The organism is Streptomyces sp. CB02056 (genome assembly GCF_001905545.1).
Lineage (GTDB): Bacteria > Actinomycetota > Actinomycetes > Streptomycetales > Streptomycetaceae > Kitasatospora.
Genome location: NZ_LIPD01000005.1, coordinates 351,622 through 370,091, shown reverse-complemented (window position 1 = coordinate 370,091; position 18,470 = coordinate 351,622). Strand labels below are relative to the sequence as shown.

General features: G+C 74.4%; 18 protein-coding genes and 1 pseudogene. 11 read left to right on the top strand and 8 right to left on the bottom strand.

Going from position 1 to position 18,470, the window contains the following annotated elements; all coding sequences use genetic code 11:
* Positions 1–31: 31 nt before the first annotated feature.
* The 5 genes from AMK13_RS16645 (at position 32) to AMK13_RS16625 (ending at position 5,190) form a co-directional block, all read left to right on the top strand.
* Complete coding sequence (locus tag AMK13_RS16645; RefSeq protein WP_074002863.1) at positions 32–832, top strand: ferritin-like domain-containing protein; 801 nt, start codon at positions 32–34, stop codon at positions 830–832.
* Complete coding sequence (locus AMK13_RS16640; RefSeq protein WP_274538687.1) at positions 829–1,635, top strand: ferritin-like domain-containing protein; 807 nt, start codon at positions 829–831, stop codon at positions 1,633–1,635. Before AMK13_RS16645 ends, AMK13_RS16640 begins: the two co-directional genes overlap by 4 nt.
* A 202-nt stretch (positions 1,636–1,837) precedes the next feature.
* Entirely contained in the window at positions 1,838–2,422 is a 585-nt protein-coding gene (sigK, locus tag AMK13_RS16635) for an ECF RNA polymerase sigma factor SigK (RefSeq protein WP_074002862.1), read from the top strand.
* Positions 2,419–3,165 carry an anti-sigma factor gene (locus AMK13_RS16630; RefSeq protein ID WP_074002861.1) on the top strand — a complete coding sequence of 249 codons (747 nt, stop codon included), beginning with the start codon at positions 2,419–2,421 and terminating at the stop codon, positions 3,163–3,165. Before sigK ends, AMK13_RS16630 begins: the two co-directional genes overlap by 4 nt.
* Positions 3,166–3,387: 222 nt before the next feature.
* Positions 3,388–5,190 carry a S8 family serine peptidase gene (locus AMK13_RS16625; RefSeq protein ID WP_079272220.1) on the top strand — a complete coding sequence of 601 codons (1,803 nt, stop codon included), beginning with the start codon at positions 3,388–3,390 and terminating at the stop codon, positions 5,188–5,190.
* Positions 5,191–5,296: 106 nt separating this feature from the next.
* On the opposite strand, the gene AMK13_RS44080 is transcribed toward AMK13_RS16625, so the two are convergent.
* From AMK13_RS44080 to AMK13_RS16595, 7 genes are all read right to left on the bottom strand, one after another.
* Positions 5,297–5,467, bottom strand: coding sequence for a hypothetical protein (locus AMK13_RS44080; RefSeq protein ID WP_181970411.1), 171 nt, complete (start codon positions 5,465–5,467; stop codon positions 5,297–5,299).
* 349 nt (positions 5,468–5,816) lie between these two features.
* Entirely contained in the window at positions 5,817–6,908 is a 1,092-nt protein-coding gene (locus AMK13_RS16620) for a glycosyltransferase (protein WP_074002860.1), read from the bottom strand.
* A gap of 4 nt (positions 6,909–6,912) precedes the next feature.
* On the bottom strand, positions 6,913–7,947 hold the full coding sequence (gene moaA, locus AMK13_RS16615; RefSeq protein WP_049657070.1) for a GTP 3',8-cyclase MoaA: 1,035 nt from the start codon (positions 7,945–7,947) through the stop codon (positions 6,913–6,915).
* Entirely contained in the window at positions 7,928–9,163 is a 1,236-nt protein-coding gene (locus AMK13_RS16610; RefSeq protein WP_074002859.1) for a deoxynucleoside kinase, read from the bottom strand. Before AMK13_RS16610 ends, moaA begins: the two co-directional genes overlap by 20 nt.
* 44 nt (positions 9,164–9,207) lie before the next feature.
* The gene (locus tag AMK13_RS45915; RefSeq protein ID WP_074002858.1) at positions 9,208–11,589 is read right to left on the bottom strand and encodes an MBL fold metallo-hydrolase; all 2,382 of its coding nucleotides are present in this window, start codon (positions 11,587–11,589) and stop codon (positions 9,208–9,210) included.
* Complete coding sequence (locus AMK13_RS16600) at positions 11,574–12,173, bottom strand: non-canonical purine NTP pyrophosphatase (RefSeq protein ID WP_074002857.1); 600 nt, start codon at positions 12,171–12,173, stop codon at positions 11,574–11,576. Before AMK13_RS16600 ends, AMK13_RS45915 begins: the two co-directional genes overlap by 16 nt.
* Positions 12,170–12,973 carry an SDR family oxidoreductase gene (locus AMK13_RS16595; protein WP_074002856.1) on the bottom strand — a complete coding sequence of 268 codons (804 nt, stop codon included), beginning with the start codon at positions 12,971–12,973 and terminating at the stop codon, positions 12,170–12,172. Before AMK13_RS16595 ends, AMK13_RS16600 begins: the two co-directional genes overlap by 4 nt.
* Before the next feature lie 416 nt (positions 12,974–13,389).
* On the opposite strand from AMK13_RS16595, the gene AMK13_RS16590 reads away from it, so the two are divergent.
* The 4 genes and pseudogenes from AMK13_RS16590 (at position 13,390) to AMK13_RS16580 (ending at position 16,163) form a co-directional block, all read left to right on the top strand.
* Positions 13,390–14,193, top strand: coding sequence for a class I SAM-dependent methyltransferase (locus tag AMK13_RS16590; RefSeq protein WP_074002855.1), 804 nt, complete (start codon positions 13,390–13,392; stop codon positions 14,191–14,193).
* Between the two features lie 59 nt (positions 14,194–14,252).
* Positions 14,253–14,439: pseudogene (locus AMK13_RS46425) on the top strand (ATP-dependent DNA ligase); the annotation flags it as partial.
* A gap of 217 nt (positions 14,440–14,656) precedes the next feature.
* A complete protein-coding gene (locus AMK13_RS16585; protein ID WP_049653036.1) occupies positions 14,657–14,875 on the top strand; it encodes a ferredoxin in 219 nt (72 codons plus the stop codon).
* An 82-nt stretch (positions 14,876–14,957) separates the two neighbouring features.
* A complete protein-coding gene (locus tag AMK13_RS16580; protein ID WP_074002854.1) occupies positions 14,958–16,163 on the top strand; it encodes a cytochrome P450 in 1,206 nt (401 codons plus the stop codon).
* A 48-nt stretch (positions 16,164–16,211) separates the two neighbouring features.
* Here the strand turns inward: AMK13_RS16580 and AMK13_RS16575 are convergent, their stop codons facing one another.
* Positions 16,212–16,856 (bottom strand): sulfotransferase family protein, encoded by a 645-nt coding sequence (locus AMK13_RS16575; protein WP_074002853.1) that lies wholly within the window; start codon positions 16,854–16,856, stop codon positions 16,212–16,214.
* Positions 16,857–16,942: 86 nt separating this feature from the next.
* Between AMK13_RS16575 and cysC the strand changes: the two genes are divergently transcribed.
* Together cysC and cysD are read left to right on the top strand one after the other, a co-directional pair.
* Complete coding sequence (gene cysC / locus AMK13_RS16570; RefSeq protein ID WP_049653039.1) at positions 16,943–17,521, top strand: adenylyl-sulfate kinase; 579 nt, start codon at positions 16,943–16,945, stop codon at positions 17,519–17,521.
* Positions 17,518–18,456, top strand: coding sequence for a sulfate adenylyltransferase subunit CysD (gene cysD / locus AMK13_RS16565; protein WP_074002961.1), 939 nt, complete (start codon positions 17,518–17,520; stop codon positions 18,454–18,456). Before cysC ends, cysD begins: the two co-directional genes overlap by 4 nt.
* Positions 18,457–18,470: the final 14 nt, after the last annotated feature.

Genomic DNA, 18,470 nt, shown 5'->3' with positions numbered 1-18,470 from the left:
ATTCGGCCGGGCCGACGAGCCGAGACGGGACATGATGGCCAGCGAGCACATCGACACCCGGCTGCTGGAAGAACTCGCCGAGCAGTCAGAGGACTTGAACAGTGACGCGCTGCGGGTCACCCGCACCGCGCTGACCGACTTCGAGCAGGGCGCCGAGCCCGCGCGCCGCTGGTGGCAGCGTGGCACGGCGCTCGCGGGCCTGGCGGGAGCGGTCGGCCTGGCCGGCCTGACCCGGGCGGCGGCCTCCCCGTCGGCGACGGCCTCCGGGGACGACATCCGGGCGCTGCAGACCGCCGCGTCGATCGAGAACCTGGCCGTGGCCGTCTACCGGGCCGCCGCGGGCCTGCCGTTCATCAAGGACGGCAACCGGACGGTGGCCGCGTTCATCGCCAGGACCACCGAGCAGCACCAGGCCCACGCCAAGGCCTTCAACACCGCCGCGACCGCCGCCGGCGGCAAGGCGCAGAACGACCCCGACCCGAAGTACAAGGCCGTCGTCGACCAGGCGCTGCCCACCCTCAGGACCCCGGCGGACGTGGTGAAGCTCGCCATCACCCTGGAGGACGTCGCCGCGCAGACCTACACCAGGAACGTCGGCCAGGTGGGCAGCGCGGACCTGCGCAGGCTCTTCGCCTCCGTCGCCCCGGTCGAGGCCCAGCACCGCGCCGTCCTGCTGGCCGTGCAGGCGCTGCTGGCAGGCGACGCCGCCGACCTGGTGACCATCCCGGTCGACCCGGCGAAGCTGCCCGCCGCGGCCGGAAGCGTGGGCTTCCCCGACGCCTTCCAGACGACCGAGAACGCCTCCCCGATCGCCGAAGGGGCTGTGAAGTGACTGCCGACCGTACCTGGGAGCCCGCCGTCGGCGAGGCCGAACTCACCCGTCTGACCCGGGAGATGAACGAGGCCCACCGGGCAACCCTCCCGGCCATGCGGGCGACCGCCCGCGAGCTGGTCGCGGACATCCGCGCCACCGGGCGGGTCGACGTGGGCCGCCGCCGCTTCCTGCTCGGAGCGGGCGGGGCCGCCGCCGGCCTCGTCCTGACCGCGTGCTCCAGCAGCCGGAGCCGCACCAACCCCGTCCCCGGCAGCGGAGCCTCCACCACGCCGGCTTCGGCCCAGGCGTCCGGGAGGTACACCGGCGATCTGAAGGTGGTGGCCCTGGCCACCGCGCTGGAGAACCAGGCCGTCGGTGCCTACCAGGCCGCACTCGACGCCGCGAAGGCCGGCAGGCTCGGTGCCGTCCCCCCGGCGGTGGCGACGTTCGTGACCGCCGCGATGGCCCAGCACGCCGACCACGCCAAGGCCTGGAACGCCGTCCTCACCGGTGCCGGCCTGCCCGCGATCACCGACGTGCCGCTCTCCAACCAGCCGGAGACGCTGGCCGCGCTGGGCAAGGTCGCCTCCGTCGGCGACGTTGCCGAGCTCGCCCTCCGACTGGAGGACCAGGCGGCCCAGACGTACCTCTTCGCGGCCTACAACGTCGCCAGCCCCGCCGGCATCGCCACCGCTGCCGGTATCGCCCCCGTCGAGGCCATGCACGCCGCGATCCTCAACTTCGTGCTCGGCCGGTACCCCGTTCCGGACGACTTCCTGCCCACCGACAAGGCCGCCGCGCCCACCCTGCTCACCGTCTGACCCCCCAGCAGGCGCGCGCCCGGCGATCCGGACCGACACCCCCCGGCCCCGGCGGGCGCGCGCCCCATCCCGACCGACGCCGATCGACCGGTCCTGCCCGCCGCTCGGCCCAGGAGGCCCTCATGCATTGCTACCGTTCGCACGGCAGGCCCGGACGGTCGCAGCCGGCCGGATCCGACAACGGCCGCGGAAGGAGGCGGGGGTGAGCTCCGTCGTGTACCTTCCCGCTCCCCGCTTCCGCGGCCCGGATCTGAAGGAACTGGTCGCCAGGACGGCGTTCGGCGACCAGGAGGCGTTCGCCCGGCTGTACGACGCGGTGGCCGGCCCGGTGCTGGGCCTCGTGCTGCGGGTGCTGCGGGATCCGGCGCAGTCGGAGGAGGTCACCCAGGAGGTGATGTTCGAGCTGTGGCGCACCGCGGACCGGTACGAGCCGCAGCGCGGCGAGGTGATGGCCTGGGTGCTGACGGTGGCCCACCGACGCGCGGTGGACCGGGTCCGGGCCGCGCAGGCCGCCACCGACCGGGACCAGAGGGCGGCCGCCCGGGCACGTGTTCCCGCGTTCGACGAGGTCGTCGAGCAGGTCGAGGGCCGGCTGGAGCGCGAGCAGGTCCGCCGATGCCTGCGGTCGCTGACGGAACTGCAGCGTGAATCGGTCACCCTGGCGTACTACCGGGGGCACACCTACCCCGAGGTCGCCCAGCTGTTGGGCATCCCGCTCGGCACCGTCAAGACCCGGATGCGGGACGGCCTGATCCGCCTGCGCGACTGCCTGGGAGTGGGATCATGAATGCGGTACCCGATGCGCACACCCTCACCGGTGCGTACGCGGCGGACGCGTTGCCGGACGGGGACCGCGTCGCGTTCGAGCGCCACCTCGCCCAGTGCCCGGCCTGCGCGCGGGAGGTCTCCGAGTTCCAGGTGACCCTGGCGCGGCTCGGGGCCGCCGAATCGGTGGAGCCGCCGCAGGAGCTCAAGGCACGGGTGATGCGAGGCATCGGCCACGTCCGCCAGCTCCGGTCGACGGCCGGGCCCGCGGCGGCGCGACCGCGGTACACGTCGCGCCTGGCACGGCAGTGGCCCAGGGTGCTGCTGGCGGCGTGCCTGGCCCTGGCCGCGGGGGCCGGTGCCATCGCGGTGCGACAGCACGGCGAGGCGGGCCTGGCCCAGGCCCAGGCGAGCCGGCTGCGCGACCAGCAGGCGGCCGTCGCGAGCCTGCTGTCCGCTCCGGATGCACGAACCTCCACCGCGGTCTCCGGCCCGGCCGCCGCCACCGTGGTGTGGTCGGCCGGCCGCGGGCAGGCCGCGTTCCTCGTCACCGGCATGCCCGTCCCGCCGCGAGGGCGTGCCTACGAGCTGTGGTTCGACGATGGCGGCACGATGAGGCCGGCCGGCCTGCTGCGGGCCGGCGACGGGCAGTTGCTGCTCACCGGGAGCATTGGCGGCGCCGGCGGGGTCGGCGTGACCGAGGAACCGTCCGGCGGATCGGACCACCCCACCGGGCGGCCCCTCATGATGCTGCCGCTCGCCTGATGACACCCCGATGGGTGCCGGAGGCCCCGTGACATCAAAACGTAACGCTTCCGTGGAAAGTCGCCGGGCGTAAAGTCTTCCCCAACTCCTGCTAAATCTGGCATGTTTCCCTCAATTCCCGTGCGATCCCCCTCACGCACGGTCTGAATCGGAGGATACGTGTCACCCCTGATATCCCGGCGGCTCGGCCGCCCGGCCGCAGCCCTCGCCGTGCTCTCGGCCATGGCGCTCGCCACCCCCACCGCGTTCGCGACCGCCGCCACCACGACCACCACCCCCACCGTCCCCGGCGCCGTCTCCGTGCCCGCGGCACAAGCGCCCGCCACGCAGGCCCCCGCCGCCCAGGCCCCCGCCGTTCCCGCCGCCGCGGGCGGCGCGGCGGGCTGGGCCGCCGGCACCCGCGCCTACCTGGTGATCAGCGCCCCCGCCGACATCGCCGCAGCCAAGGCCGCCGTCGCCGCCAAGGGCGGTACGGTCTTCTCGAGTTACGACCAGATCGGCGTCATCGTCGCCCACTCCACCAGCGCCGGCTTCGCCGCCGCGCTGCGCACCGTCACCGGCATCCAGCAGGTCGGCGCGACCCGCACCTCCGACGTGCCGGCCGACGCCTACAGCCCGGCGCTGCCCGCCAACCCGGCGCAGGCGACCACCACGCTCACCGAGTCCAACCGCTGGGACATGACGCAGATCAAGGCCGACCAGGCCTGGAGCGTCAGCACCGGCTCGCCGTCCGTCAAGGTCGGCGTGCTCGACACCGGCGTGGACGACCAGCACCAGGACCTCGCGCCGAACTTCGACGCCGCCGACTCGGTCTCCTGCGCCTACGGCAAGCCCGACGCCCGCACCGGCGCCTGGCGGGACGTGGACACCCACGGCACCCACGTCGCCGGCACCATCGCGGCCGCGAAGAACGGCAAGGGCGTCATCGGTGTCGCACCGGGCGTGAAGATCGCCTCGGTCCGGATCGCCGAGCCGACCAGCACCCTGTTCTACGCCGAGAACACCGTCTGCGGCTTCGTCTGGGCCGGCGACCACGGTTTCAAGGTCACCAACAACAGCTACTACACCGACCCCTGGCAGTTCAACTGCCCGAACGACCTCGACCAGGCGGCCATCATCGAGGGCGTCAAGCGCGCCCAGGAGTACGCCGAGGGCAAGGGCTCGCTGCAGGTCGCGGCGGCCGGCAACGCCAACTACGACCTGGCCAACAAGACCACCGACACCGAGAGCCCGAACGACTCCACCAAGGTCACCCGGACGATCACCAACGCCTGCATCGACATCCCCACCGAACTCCCCGGCGTGGTGACCGTCGCGGCCACGGGCAGCGGCAGCGGCAAGGCCTCCTACTCCAACTTCGGCCGGGGCGTCATCGACGTCGCGGCGCCCGGCGGTGACGGTGCCACCGGCGTCTACTCGACCCTGCCCGGCGGCAAGTACGGCACCAAGAGCGGCACTTCGATGGCCTCCCCGCACGTCACCGGGGTGGCCGCGCTGATCGCGAGCGCGAACCCCTCGCTCACCCCGGCCGACATCCGGGCCCGGCTGGCGAGCCAGGCCAACGACCTGGCCTGCCCCGCCTCCGACAGCCGCTGCACCGGCACCACCGCCAACAACTCCTTCTTCGGCGAGGGCCAGGTCGACGCGCTGAAGGCGGTCGGCGGCGCCACCCAGCCCACCGGCACGTACTTCGAGAACACCGCCGACGTGGCGATCCCCGACAACACCACGGTGGAGAGCCCGATCACCGTCACCGGCGTCACCGGCAACGCCCCGGCGACGCTCAAGGTCGGCGTGGACATCAAGCACACCTACCGCGGCGACCTCGTTATCTCCCTGGTCGCGCCCGACGGCACGGTCTACCTCCTGGAGGACTTCCCGAACAGCGACAGCACCGACAACGTCGCCAAGACCTACACCGTCAACGCCTCCGCGAGCGCGGCGAACGGCACCTGGAAGCTCCGCGTGAAGGACGGCGCCTCCGGCGACACCGGCACGATCGACGCCTGGAACCTCACCTTCTGATCCCGCGGTTCCGCCCGGCCGACCGACGCCCGAGCGCGTCGGTCGGCCGGGAGCGTGCGCAGGCCGCCGACCACCACCGGGGCGGGCGGCTCACCAGGCCCTGCTCCTATCTGCCGTCCTCGTCGGCCTCGTCGGCGTCGGGCGCCAGGCCGACCTCCTCGCGGTCCTCCTCGGTGCGCTCCTCGAGCTCGGCCTCGTCGGGGCGTCGCGGCAGGCCGCGGCCGTGGCCGGTGTCGGGGTCGCCCTCGACGTCCTTGTTCGACTTGTGGTGCGACATGGTTCCTCCTGGGCCGGACGGCCCGCGGGCGGGTTCGCTGTTCTTCCCCCTCCTATCACCGCCCCTGGTCCGGCAGTCCGCAAGTCGGCTGGTAGGCCCGCGGCCGCGGGGCGGGACCGGTAGCCGGTGCGGAACCGGGTCGGCCCCAGAGCTCCCGCAGGATGGCGTTGACGGCGGCGAGTCCCTGGGCGTGCGGCCTCCGCCGGCCCGGTCGCGGTCGTCCCACACGGTGACGTGCACGGCTGCCACGGGGCATCCTCCCGAAGCCGAGGAAGATCAACTCCCCTGAGGGCAGGATTCGGTGGTCAGCTCGACATCGACCGTGTCGAGCGGGGGCGGTGTCCGGGCGTCACGGTGCCTCCGCGCCGCTGCCGCGGGAGGTGGCGGCGACCAGGTCGCGGGCGATCCGGGCGGCGCCGTCCGCCTGTCGGGCGGGGGTGGCGGTCGGCCGGGCCCGGGTGCCGGACGGGCCGTTGAGGGCTTCGGCCAGGGCCCGGGCGATGGCGTGCTCCTCGGCGTCGGCGACCACCACATTGGGGCTGTCGGCGGCCTTGAGGTGGACGCGCTGGTCGTCGAAGTCGCGGACGCCGGGGACGGCCACCACCGGCACGCCGGAACGGACCAGTTCCTGCACGGTGTTGTACCCGGCGTGGGTGATCGCGGCGTCGGCGTGCCGGTACACGTCGTACGACGGCCCCAGGTACGGGCGGACCCGCACCGGCCCGGGCAGGCCGGGTGGCACGAGGACGGCTCCGTCGAAGTGCGGGCCGGTGAGCACCAGGACGTCGACGCCGGCGGGGCGTCCGCGCGTGAACGCGCGGATGCCGTGCAGCGCGGCCGTGAGGAAGCCGGGCGCGTCGTCGTGCCCGCCGCCGCCGGCCACCACCGCGACCCGGAGGGCGCGGGTGTCCTGGGGCCAGGGCGACCGGTCGTCGAGCAGCGGCCGGACGACGTGGGGCACCCCCAGCACGCGCACCCCGTGGACGGTCTCCTCCGGTCCGGGCTCGCCCAGCAGGTAGATCGTGCCGATGGCGGGCGTGTGGCGGGAGACCCAGTGGGGCGGGTCGGGGCGGTTGCGCTGGAAGCGGTGCACCAGGAACTGGGGGCAGCCCAGTCGGGCGGCCTGGTCGTACAGTTCCCGCTGCACCGTCACGTCGTGCAGCACCACGTCGTCCGGTCGCAGCACCCAGGCGACCATGGCCCGGGCGAGACCGTGGTCCACCGCGGGGCCGGTCCCGTGCAGTGGCTCGCCGACCAGGCTGTCGGCGTCGGTGGGCAGGACGGTCTGGGCGAAGCCGTAGTCCTCGATCAGCCGTTGGGGCCGTTCGGTCAGCAGCAGGGAGTCCCGGCCCAGCCCGCGCAGTTCGCGGTGGACGGCGATCTGGCGGGAGACGTGGCCCAGCCCCCGGCCCCAGGTGAAGGAGACCACACGGCCGTTCACGGCTTCAGCCGCCGATCATCGACATGCTGCGGTCGGGCCGGACGAAGTCGGGGTGGTTGATCTTGTGTCCGGGCCACTTGTGCCAGAGCGCCTCGCGGACCAGCCGTTCCAGTTCGGCGTCGTCGGCACCGGAGCGGAGCGCGGTGCGCAGGTCGGTCTCCTCCAGCGCGAACAGGCAGACGCGGAAGGCGCCTTCGGCCGTGGTCCGCATGCGGTTGCAGCTGTCGCAGAAGGGCTTCGTCACCGAGGGGATGAAGCCCAGGACCCCCGGGGCCCCGTCGGCGAAGCGGAAGGAGGTGGCCGGCTGCGGCGCGTCCTGGACGACGGGGGCCAGGTCGTAGGCCGCGGAGACCGCCGCCAGCGTCTCGGCGGCCGGGACGACCTTCTCCCGCTCCCAGGTCCGCTCCGCGTCCAGCGGCATGTACTCGATGAAGCGCACGTCGTAGCCGCCTTCCCGCGCCAGGCGGGCGAAGTCGACGGCCTCGTCCTCGTTGCTGCCGCGGATCACCACACAGTTGATCTTGATTGGGTCGAATCCGGCCTCGCGGGCCGCCTCCAGCCCCGCGGTCACCTTGTCGAAGGCGTCCCGACGGGTCATCTCGGCGTAGCGGTGCCTCATCAGGGAGTCGCAGGACACCGTGATCCTGCGCAGCCCCGCCTCCCGCAAGGGGCGGGCCAGACGGTCCAGCAGCAGCCCGTTGGTGGTGATGGAGACGTCCACCCCCTCCAGCGCGCACACCCGGGCCACGATCTCGGGCAGTTCCCGGCGGACGGTCGGCTCCCCGCCGGTGATCTTGAAGTCGCGCACCCCGAGGGAGTGGAAGAGCCGGGCGAGCCGGTCGATCTCGTCGACGGTGAGGAGCTCCTCCTTCTCCAGCCAGGGCAGCCCCTCGGCCGGCATGCAGTAGGTGCACCGCAGATTGCACTTGTCGATCACGGAGATCCGGAGGTCGCCGCCGACCCGGCCGAACGTGTCGATGAGCGGGCCGCCGGTCGGAGCGGGTCCCGGATTGCGCCAGTCAGCCTTGGGCTTGGTCATGTCGGTCGGTCCTTCGGTCGGTGGAGCCGGTGCGTGCGGGGAGCAGCTCCTCGAAGCGCGCCAGCACCTGGTCGGGGTTCAGCTCGGAGGTGTCGAGGTGGTGGACGGGGATCCGCGGGGCGAGCTCCTCGGCCACGTCCTCGAAGCACTGGGCCACCAGGGACACGTAGGAGCTGGTGAACGAGCGCTCCAGGACGCGGTCGCGGCGGCGCAGCCGGCGCATCAGCACGTCGGTACGGGCGGTCAGGTGGACCACCGCCTCGGGCGGCGGCAGCGCGGAGGTGATCAGGTGGTGGTAGCGGTAGTACGTCTCGTACTGCTGGGCGTTCAGGGCGCCGCTCAGCCGGAGCGCCTTGGCGTAGGCCAGCGAGCTGTGCACGTCCTGGTCCATGACGCCGCTCTCGCCGGTGCGGAGGTTCTGCAGGACCCGCAGCAGCAGGGTCTCCATCTGGCAGAAGAACCCCGAGGTGTCGTCCCCGCGCAGGTAGCGGGTCAGGTAGTTGTCCGGGCCCGGGCCCGGGCCCCGGTCCCGGTCCCGGTCCCGGTCCCGGTCCCGGTCCCGGTCCCGGCGCACCGGGACGATGTCCCGCACGTGCTCGGTGTCCGGGGCGCGGGCGGTGTGCCGCTTCAGCAGGGTGCTCTTGCCGACGGCGGGCGGGCCGATGACCACCACGCGGGCCGCTCCGTCCCTGCGCCACAGCGCGGGGACCGGATCGATCAGCCGCCGCGCCTCGTCCTCGATCTCGGCCACGGCACGGATCCCGCCGTCGTCCGCGGCGTCGTCGGGGCGGTGCCGCAGCAACTCGCCGACGCAGTACGCGGATGCCGCGTCGAGTCCAAGGCCCTCCCCGGTACCGGACTGCGGCGGGCTCCAGCGCAGGTCCGGGCCGGGTGCGGTACGCCGGGAGGCGCCCGCGTACCGGTGGACGAACACCCGCAGGTCGTGGGGCGCTTCCCCGTGGGGGCCGGGCGGGAGGTGGAGTTCGGTGAGGTAGCGCAGCCGGGTCGGGGCCACGCGTTGGCGGCAGGCGTGGCGGGCCACGTCCGCGGCGGTCTCCCGAGCGGTGCTGCCCGGCGACACGACGGCCCAGGGCAGGCCGGGCCGCTCGTCGGCCGACCGCGGTTCGGTGAGCAGGACCCGGTCCTGCCCGTCGAGGATGACGCACGCGGCGCGGAGGTGGTCCGGGCGGTGCCGGGGCGGTAGTTCGGAGAGCATCACGGTCCTTGAGGTCGGTCGGAAGCGGCCGGGGGCGGTCGGGGTCAGCCGGTGCCGGCCGGTGGCGGCCCGGTCCTCGGGTACGCCCGGCGGGCCAGTTCCGCGAGGGCGAGCAGGGCGACCCGCTCCGCGAAGGCGACCGGGTCCACGGCCCGCCCGGCCTTCCGCACGGTCTCCCGGGGCGGCAGCAGCCAGGAGAACCGCACGTCACCGCCGAGCAGTGCGTGCAGGACGGCGTCCGGTGGCGGCGACGGGCGGGACAGCGCCGCCCGCACGCGGAAGTCGGGCTGTTCCACTGCCGGGTCCTCCGGCCCGGGGGCGGCCTCGACCAGACCGTGGAGCCGGCACCCGGGCGACTCCTGGAGGACCAGGGCCCGCCGGCCGTCGGACGGCCCCTCCAGCGGGGGCACGCCGAGCCACCAGCAGCGCTCGGCTCCCCCGGTCACGGCGGGGTCGGGACCGACCTGGCCGAGCAGTTCGCCGTCCCAGCCCCGGCGGGCCAGGTCGGCACGGAGCCGCTCGGCCGAGACGGGGAACAGCGAGGCCGCACGCCACCGGGGCACCCGCACCCCCGGGGGAAGCGCCGCGGCTACCCGCCACCGGCGGACGGGAGAGCGCTCGATGTTCGCCAGCAACCGCCGGTAGGAGGAGTCCGGGAACCGCACCCCGCCACCGAGGTGGGGTTGGGCGTCCAGCAGGCTCGTGAGCACGAGCAGCCCCACGCCGTCGTCCGGCCCGGGCCCGGGCGCGGGCCACTCGCCGCGCCCGAGCACGCCGAGGTAGTGCGTGCGACCGGCGTCGGTGAACGTCCCGGACGCGGCGGACGGGTCCTCGCCCCGCGCCAGGCAGCGGGCGACGCGCGGCCAGAACCGGGGCGGCTGCTCCCCGGCCCGCGGCTGCGGCCGGACGACCGGGGGAAGGGTACGGGCCGGCGGCGCGGAGGGCGGAAGCACCGGAAGCACCGGACGGTCCGGGAGCCGGGCGTCGAGCTCGTGGTCCAGTTCCACCAGTGCCGAACCGAGCCGGGCGCGCAGCAGGATCGCGAACAGCCCGGTGCCCGACAGCATCACCGCCCCGGTGGCGGGGACCGGGTCATGCCGGCTGGTGACGACGGCGGGGCCGGCGTCGGGATCGGCCGCCGGCCCGGGCCGCACCTCGCGCAGCCGCCCGCCGTACTGCGCCGCGGAGTAGCCCAGGCGCCCGTCGAGCAGGTCGTCCAGATCCCGGACGGAGACCGCCAGTTCGACGTCCGGCACGCTCGCCGACGGCAGGGCGGACAGCGTGCCGTCGACGCCCAGCCGTACGGTCCGCTCCGCGAGCGGCTCCGCGCCGGCGCCCACCGTGACGAAGCGGTACGCGGTGGCGCGGAGCCGGCCCCGGGCGGCCGCCGCGAGCTCGGGCAGGCCGGGTACCGTCACCCGGCCGGAGGGGGCGTCAGCCCCGGGAAGCCCCGGGAGCCCGGGGAACACCCGGTCCAGTGCCGCCGCTCCGCTGTGGCCGTCCGGCGCGCTCCGGCCGTCCCCGGCGGCGGGACCGGGGCCCGCGGCCAGCCGGCCGATCCAGCTTCCCGGACGGTAGCTGCGGTCGCGCGGCTCGTCGGTGGCCCGCACCCACTCCACGGCGGCCTCCTCCCACCGCACGGTCCCTCCCGCCACGGTGAGCCGGTCTCCCGGGCCGGGGCGCAGCACCCGGCGGTCCGGGTCGTCCGCGCGCAGCGCCCGGTCGACCAGCCGGGGCGGTACGGGAAACTTGTGCCCGTTGAGCCAGGCCGCTTCGCCCAGCCCGTACTGCCCCTCCGGCAGCGGGACCACGTGTGCGGGGCGGACCTGTGCCATCAGCGCCGTCAGCGGGTCGGACCAGTCCGGGTCCACTCCGGGTGGGACGCCCTCCACACTGCGGGTCTCCTCGATCGGCTGGCAGGGAGCCAGCAGGACGTCCGGCGGTGGTCCGTCGGCGAGCAGCCGCCGCACCCACGCGGGCGTGACCAGGCTGTCGACCATGTGCCAGACGAAGGCGTCCCGGGTGCGGACCGAGAGCCCGTGCTCGGGGACGGCCATCGTCGAGGGCGTCCAGGTCAGTTCGACGCCCCGGCGCGGGCTGAACGCCGTCCAGTCGCGCACCACGACGGTGTCGCGGAAGCCCAGCCGGCGGAGGGCGTGCGCGATCCTCGGGTCGTCGGGGTGCAGGACCGGCAGCGCCCGGTCGAGCCGGGCCAGGGAGGCGAGGTCGAAGTGGTCGCGATGGGAGTGGGAGATCCACACCGCGTCGGGCCGGGGCAGCGCGTGCGGCAGGACGCGTCGAGCGGGGGCGAAGCCGAGGAGGCCGCCCCGGTAGCTGTCGTGCAGGTGGGGGTCGCAGAGCAGGGTGAAGGCGTCCGCCCGGATCAGGACCGTCGCGTGTCCGCCGAGCTCTAGCGCGACCGGCATGCCGCGCTCTTCAGGGAGGCGGCCAGGCCGCGGAACGCCCGCCCCCGGCAGTACAGCCGGGCCTTCTCGGCCGCGGTCATCTGGCCGAGCGTGCGTCCGTCGCCGTCGTCGGGCACGAACACGGTGTCGTAGCCGAACCCGCGGTCGCCGAGCGGGCGTTCGGTGATCCGGCCCCGGGCGACTCCTTCGCTGACCACCCGCCGTCCGTCCGGGTAGCAGAGCAGCGCCACGGTGCGCACCCGGGCTCCCCGGCCCGGGGCGGCGACACCCGCCATCTCGGCGAGCACCTTGGCCACGTTCGCGGCGTCGCCCGCGCCCTCGCCGGCGTAGCGGGCCGAGAACAGCCCGGGAGCGAGGCCCAGGGCGTCCACCTCCATCACGGTGTCGTCGGCCACCGCGGGCAGGCGGGTCGCGAGGGCCACCGCGGAGGCCTTGAGGTAGGCGTTCTCCTCGACCGTCGTCCCGTCCTCGACGGTCTCGGGAAGCCACCCGGGCCGGGGCAGCAACTCCAGGACCCCGTGGAGCAGTTCGACGATCTCGGCGGCCTTGCGGGGATTGCCGGTCGCCAGTACGGCGTGCATCATGCGGGCGTCCCGTCCACGTGCCGGGAAGGGGCCCGGTCGTCCCTGCGCCCCGGCAGCACCTCGGGTTCCGACCTGCTGTGGCCCATGGCGAGGTAGCCGCCGTCGACCGGCAGGTCGGCGCCGGTGATGAACGACGCGCCGGGCCCGCAGAGGAACAGCACGACGGCCGCGACCTCCTCCGGCTGCCCCACCCGCCGCAGGATGTGGTGGTCGCCGAGCACGGGCCCCCAGCGCGCCCGGTCGCCGCCGGTCATCCGGTCGGTCTCCGGGGTCCAGATCAGGCCCGGCGAGACGCTGTTGACCCGGATGCCGTCGTCCGCCAGGTCGAGCGCCTGGCAGCGGGTCAGCGCGAGCAGCGCCCCCTTGCCGGCGCTGTACGTCCACTGGCGGGGCTGGGCGATGTGCCCCGAGACGGACGCGACGTTGACCACCGAGGCCCCTCGCGCCCTGCGCAGCACGGGGGCCAGCGCCGACGTCATCATCGCGCTGCCCTTGACGTTCACGCCCAGGCTCCGGTCCCAGTCCGCGGGGCCGGCGCCCTCGCCGAGGGCCAGGAAGCTCGCCGCGCAGTTGACCAGCGACCGGACCGGCAGCGCCGTCCCCTCGGCCGCCCGCGCGGCCTCCAGGCAGTCCGCGTGCCGCGAGATGTCGCCCACCACCACGGAGGCCGCCGGGCCGAGTTCTCCGGCGACCCGGCGCAGCCCGTCGGAGTCCCGGTCCACCAGGACGGCGTGGGCTCCCGCGCCGACGAAGGCGTGGGCGACGGCGCGACCGATGCCCGACGCGCTTCCGGTGATCACACAGGTCGTGTCCGCGAGACCCGGACGAGGTGCGGAACGAGGCTTCGCGGGGTCGGGGTGAGGGTGGGGCGCCATGTCCCGCCTCCTCGGCTTGGAGCGACGGCGATCAGTCGTCGGACGAACCACCTACCTGTGACTTATGGTGCACGTGGCGATACGCACCGCAACCCAGCCCCCTCGCCTTCCCTGCCCGCCCCGCCCGCCGCCTGCCGGAGGAACGCCCGTGCACCCGCCCGTGACGACCGGATTCCCGGTGCCTCCCGAGGACCGCCGGCCCCCGCCGCGCACCGGCCGGACGCGAGCCCATTGGGAGGCTGCCGCCGACCGCCCGCCGGAGGCTCTGCAGCCCCTCACCCGCCCGGGCGGGGCCGCGGTGAACCCGCCCGGCACGCCCCGGTCGGTCGTCGGAGGTCCGGATGTCCTCCCCGGGTGAGCTCTTCGCCTCCGGCGCGTCGCACTACGCCCGCTACCAGCCGCGGTACCCGCGGGAGCTCTTCGACTTCCTCGCCGAGGCCTTCGGGCTGAACGGGACCCAGACGGCCCTCGACCTCGGATGCGGACCAGGCATCCTCGCCCTCCCGCTGTCCCGGCTGGTCGCCCACGTCATCGCCGTGGACCCGGAACCGGGCATGCTCGAAGAAGGCCGGTCGATCGCCGAACGGCAGAACGTCGGCACCATCCGGTGGAGGCGGGGAGACTCCTCGGACCTGCGCGCGCTGGGCCTTCCCCCGCTGGACCTCTGCGTCATGGGCAGGTCGTTCCACTGGATGTCCCGCGAGCAGGTCCTCGCCGACCTCGACGGCCTCGTCAACCCTCGGGGCGGCGTGGTCATCGTCGCCACGGAACCGACCGGGACGGCGTGGTCGCGCGCCGTGGACGAGGTACGGGAGGCGTACCGCACGCTCCCCGGCGGCGGAGACGACGGCTCCCGCCCGGAACAGGAGGAGTCGAACCGCGAGATCCTCCGTCGCTCCCCCTTCCCCCGCGTCACGGCCGCGCACTGGACGTACCGCATCGACCGCACCCTCGACGAGGTCATCGGCCTCCAGTTCTCGCACTCCTCCTTCACCCCCGCCCGGCTCGGCGGCCGGAAGGACGCCTTCGAACGGGACCTGCGGACGGCGCTGGCCGGCATCAGCCCGGACGGCCGCTTCGAACAGACCGTCCGTACCGAGGCGTTGACCGCGACGCGGCGGCATCGAGGCCTCCGCCCCGGGTAGGTTCTGTCATGAGCGGAGCCGTACGACCAGTGCGGTGCCGCCCGGGAGACCGGGCGGGGGACGCCCGGACGGTGCCGGTCCGGCCGGAACCGGTCGTCGAGGTCGCCTTCGACGGCCTCCGGCGCGGCCCCCGCCGGGCCGGCCCGGCGGTTCGCCCGGGCGGTGCGCTGCCGGCCGGACAGGAGCGCCGCCGAGGCCGACACAGTGGCCTCCGTACGGGAGTTGGCCACCGCCGAAGGCTTGTGAGGCCGTCCGCGCGGCCGGGTCCGCCGACTCTTCCGATGAAGTACCGCGGGTTGAACGCATTGTGCGGCCATGGGGGTTCACGCACAGGGGCCGATTCAGCCGTTCTCGGTCCGGCCACCGTACCCGTCCGTAAGCGGACCGGCGACGGCTAGTTTGACCGTGACAACGAGAGGCGGCCGCCGGGCAGCCGGCGCCGCCCTGGCGAAAGGTGCCCGACATGCAGGTGAGCGTCGACCGGGACCGTTGCTGCAGCTCCGGCATGTGCGTGACGAACGCCCCCGCGGTCTTCGACCAGGACGAACGGGACAGTCTGGTGAGACTCCGTCAGACCGTCCTGCTGCCCGAGCAGTTCGACGACGTCAGACTCGCCTCCGAGCTCTGCCCGGGCCGGGCGATCACCGTCACCGGGGACGAGCCCGCGCGGACCGGGGCCTGACGGACCCCCGCCGCAGGCCGCCGGGAACCCTCCCGGGCCCCGAACCCCACGAGAACACCCGCGACGTGAGGAGACCCCCGCCGTGACCACCGCACCCACCACCCCCGTCCTCCCACTGCCGGCCCGGCACTCCGGCGGCTGCCCGTTCGGCCCGCCGCCCGCGTACCCCGAGGCCGCCGCCGCCGGGCCGGTGACCAGGGCCGTGCTGCCCGACGGCGACCTCTGCTGGCTGGTCACCGGCATCGCCGAGGTCCGCACCGTACTGTCCGACCGCCGGTTCAGTGCCGACATACGCCACCCGACCTTCCCGCTGCTGATCGCCGGCGCTCGCGAGCTGATCACCGACAATCCGGACTTCCTGCGGCTCGACGACCCCGAGCACGCCCGCCAGCGCCGCATGCTCACCGGGGAGTTCCTGGTCAAGCGGGTGGAGGCGCTGCGCCCGGAGATCCAGCGGATCGTGGACGGGGCACTGGACCGGATGACCGAGGGCCGGACCACGGCCGACCTGGTCACCGACTTCGCGCTGCCGGTGCCCTCGCTGGTGATCTGCCTGCTGCTCGGCGTGCCGTACGAGGACCACGACCGCTTCCAGCGCCTGAGCCGCACGATGCTCAACCGGGAGAGCACCGTGGAGCAGCTCCGGGAGGCCCAGGAGGAGGTCCATGACTACCTGCGCGACCTGACGGCCCGCAAGCGCGCACAGCCGGAGGACGACGTCCTCAGCCGACTCGCGGCGCGGGACGACCTGACCCCGGTCGACGTGGCCGCCATGGGCGTACTGCTGCTGGTCGCCGGGCACGAGACGACCGCGAACATGATCGCGCTGTCGACCGCGCTGCTGCTGGACCACCCCGAGCAGATCCCCGGCCTGGCCGACCCGGCCACCCTGCCGGGCGCGGTGGAGGAGCTGTTGCGGCTGCTGACCATCGTGCACACCGGCCTGCCCCGGGTGGCGCTGGAGGACGTGGAGCTGGGCGGCGTCACCGTCCGGGCCGGGGAGGGCGTGATGGCGATGCTCTCCACCGCCAACCGGGACGAGGCGGCGTTCGGCGGCGCCGGCCACCGGGCGACGGACGAGCTGGACGTGTACCGGGACGCCCGGCGGCACCTGGCGTTCGGCTTCGGCGTGCACCAGTGCCTGGGCCAGCCGCTGGCCCGCGCCGAACTCCAGATCGCCCTGGAGACGCTGTTCCGCCGGCTGCCCGGGCTGCGGCCGGCCGGCGAGCGCGAGTTCCGTACCGAGTCGTTCATCTACGGGATGCGGTCACTGCCCGTGACCTGGTGAGCGGGGCCCGAGGGAGAACTCTCACCGGAGTACCGGCCGGATCCCTGGCTAGTTGAGGTGGGGGAACGGCTCGTCCGGGACCGGCACGCCGAGGAACGGGGCGAGCCGTTCGTACCCCTCGCCCCCGACGACGTCGAGGACGAGCAGGTCGTCGGCCCGGTCCGCGAAGTACCGGGCCACCTCGGCGACATGCCGCCGGTACACCCCGCGGAACCGCTCCGCGTGGAACGCGTGGCAGCCGTACACCGCGGCCCGCAGGAAGCGCTGGAGGTCGCTTTCGAGACGGACGTCCCGGCCGTCGCCCCGGTCCGGCAGCGGTCGTTCCCAGTGCGTCCGGCAGGACCGCAGCCAGCTCTCCTCCTCGCGGACGGTCAGCACGAACCTGCTGCCCGGCCAGGCGAGGTCGAGGTCCTGGTAGTACGGCACGACGGTGATGTCGGTGAGGCCGTCGTGCGATTCGAGCAGCGGGAACCGCGCGCTGCCGGCCAGCAGCGTCCGGTAGGTGGCCCCGTCGACCGGGTAGTGGACGACGTCGAATCCCAGGACGCCCAGGGCCGCGGTCAGGGAGCGCGTGCCCGTGCGCGTCAGACCGAGGCCGAAGACCTTCGGCGGGCGCGGGCGGCCGCCGTCGCGCTCGGACGGGACCGGCTGGAAGCGCTCGGAGGGGACCGGCTGGAAGGAGGATGCGCTCACATGGGAACCCAACGACGCGGAGCCCGGCGGGGGTACGGAGCCGCCCGGCATCGTGTCGTCACGGCGCCGGCCTCGTTCTAGCGGGTGTGAACGATCCGTCCCGCCCCGTCGCCTCCCGCGAGGGCCTCCCCGGGGCCACGGTCTGGCTGACCGGCCTGCCCAGCGCCGGCAAGTCGACGATCGCGTGGGCCCTCGCCGCGCAACTGCGGGCCGAGGCCCGCCGGATCGAGGTGCTGGACGGGGACGAGATGCGCGGCCTGCTCTCGGCCGGCCTCGGCTTCTCCCGGGCCGACCGGGACACCAACGTCCAGCGGGTGGGCCTGGTGGCCGAGTTGCTCGCCCGCAACGGCGTCCTCACGCTGGTGCCGGTCATCGCCCCGTACGAGCAGGCCCGCGAGGCGGTGCGCAGGCGGCACGAGAAGTCGGGGACGGCGTACCTGGAGGTCCATGTCGCGGCGCCGGTCGAGGTCTGCGCCCGGCGCGACGTCAAGGGCCTCTACGCGCGGCAGCGCGAGGGGCTGCTCACCGGCCTGACCGGGGTGGACGACCCGTACGAGGAACCGGAGCGGCCGGACCTGAGGCTGGACACGGACCGGCAGAGCGAGGCCGAGTCGGTCAGGGCGCTGCGCGCGCTCCTGACCGACCGGGGACTGTGCGCGCCGTGACGGCCGGCGGCGCTCCGGCCGACGGACCGGGCACGGGCCCGCCCGGCCTCTCCCAGCTCGACCTGCTGGAGTCGGACGCCGTGCAGATCATCCGGGAGGCGGTGGGCGAGTGCGGGCGGCCCGTGCTGCTCTTCTCCGGCGGCAAGGACTCCATCGTCCTGCTGCACCTGGCACGCAAGGCGTTCGGCCCCGCGCCGCTGCCCTTCCCGCTGCTCCACGTCGACACCGGGCACAACTTCCCGGAGGTCCTCGCCCACCGGGACAGCCTGGTCGCCGCCCACGGGCTGCGCCTGCACGTCGTCTCCGTCCAGGAGTTCATCGACGACGGGCGGCTGCGGGAGCGGCCCGACGGCAGCCGCAACGTGCTGCAGAGCGTCCCGCTGACGGCCGCGATCGAGCGGCACGGGTTCGACGCGGTGTTCGGCGGGGCCCGCCGGGACGAGGACCGGGCCCGGGCCAAGGAGCGGGTGTTCTCGGTCCGCGACGGGTCCGGCGGCTGGGACCCGGGGCGCCAGCGTCCCGAGCTCTGGCGGCTCTACAACGCCCGGTGCGGCCCCGGCGAACACCTCCGGGTCTTCCCGCTGTCCGACTGGACCGAGTTCGACGTCTGGCAGTACATCGAGCGCGAGGGCATCGGCCTCCCCGCGCTCTACTACGCCCACCGGCGGACGGTGTTCGCCCGCGCGGGCATGTGGCTCACCCCCGGTGCCTGGGGCGGCCCGGGGGAGGGCGAGCGGCTGGAGACCCGGCTGGTCCGCTACCGCACGGTCGGCGACATGTCCTGCACCGGAGCCGTCGAATCGGACGCGACGACCCCGGCCCAGGTCATCGCGGAACTCGCGGCCTGCCGCTCGACGGAGCGCGGCGCCACCCGTGCGGACGACCGGCTCTCCGAGGCGGCGATGGAGGACCGCAAGCGGGAGGGGTACTTCTGACGAACGCCCGCCGC

Excerpts from the sequence above, each read along its gene's own strand:
- AMK13_RS16645 (WP_074002863.1), top strand. The coding sequence starts at position 32 with ATGATGGCCAGCGAGCACATCGACACCCGGCTGCTGGAAGAACTCGCC.
- AMK13_RS16630 (WP_074002861.1), top strand. The coding sequence starts at position 2,419 with ATGAATGCGGTACCCGATGCGCACACCCTCACCGGTGCGTACGCGGCG.
- AMK13_RS16625 (WP_079272220.1), top strand. The coding sequence starts at position 3,388 with ATGGCGCTCGCCACCCCCACCGCGTTCGCGACCGCCGCCACCACGACC.
- AMK13_RS44080 (WP_181970411.1), bottom strand. The coding sequence starts at position 5,467 with ATGTCGCACCACAAGTCGAACAAGGACGTCGAGGGCGACCCCGACACC.
- moaA (WP_049657070.1), bottom strand. The coding sequence starts at position 7,947 with ATGACCAAGCCCAAGGCTGACTGGCGCAATCCGGGACCCGCTCCGACC.
- AMK13_RS16610 (WP_074002859.1), bottom strand. The coding sequence starts at position 9,163 with ATGCTCTCCGAACTACCGCCCCGGCACCGCCCGGACCACCTCCGCGCC.
- AMK13_RS45915 (WP_074002858.1), bottom strand. The coding sequence starts at position 11,589 with ATGCCGGTCGCGCTAGAGCTCGGCGGACACGCGACGGTCCTGATCCGG.
- AMK13_RS16600 (WP_074002857.1), bottom strand. The coding sequence starts at position 12,173 with ATGATGCACGCCGTACTGGCGACCGGCAATCCCCGCAAGGCCGCCGAG.
- AMK13_RS16590 (WP_074002855.1), top strand. The coding sequence starts at position 13,390 with ATGTCCTCCCCGGGTGAGCTCTTCGCCTCCGGCGCGTCGCACTACGCC.
- AMK13_RS16585 (WP_049653036.1), top strand. The coding sequence starts at position 14,657 with ATGCAGGTGAGCGTCGACCGGGACCGTTGCTGCAGCTCCGGCATGTGC.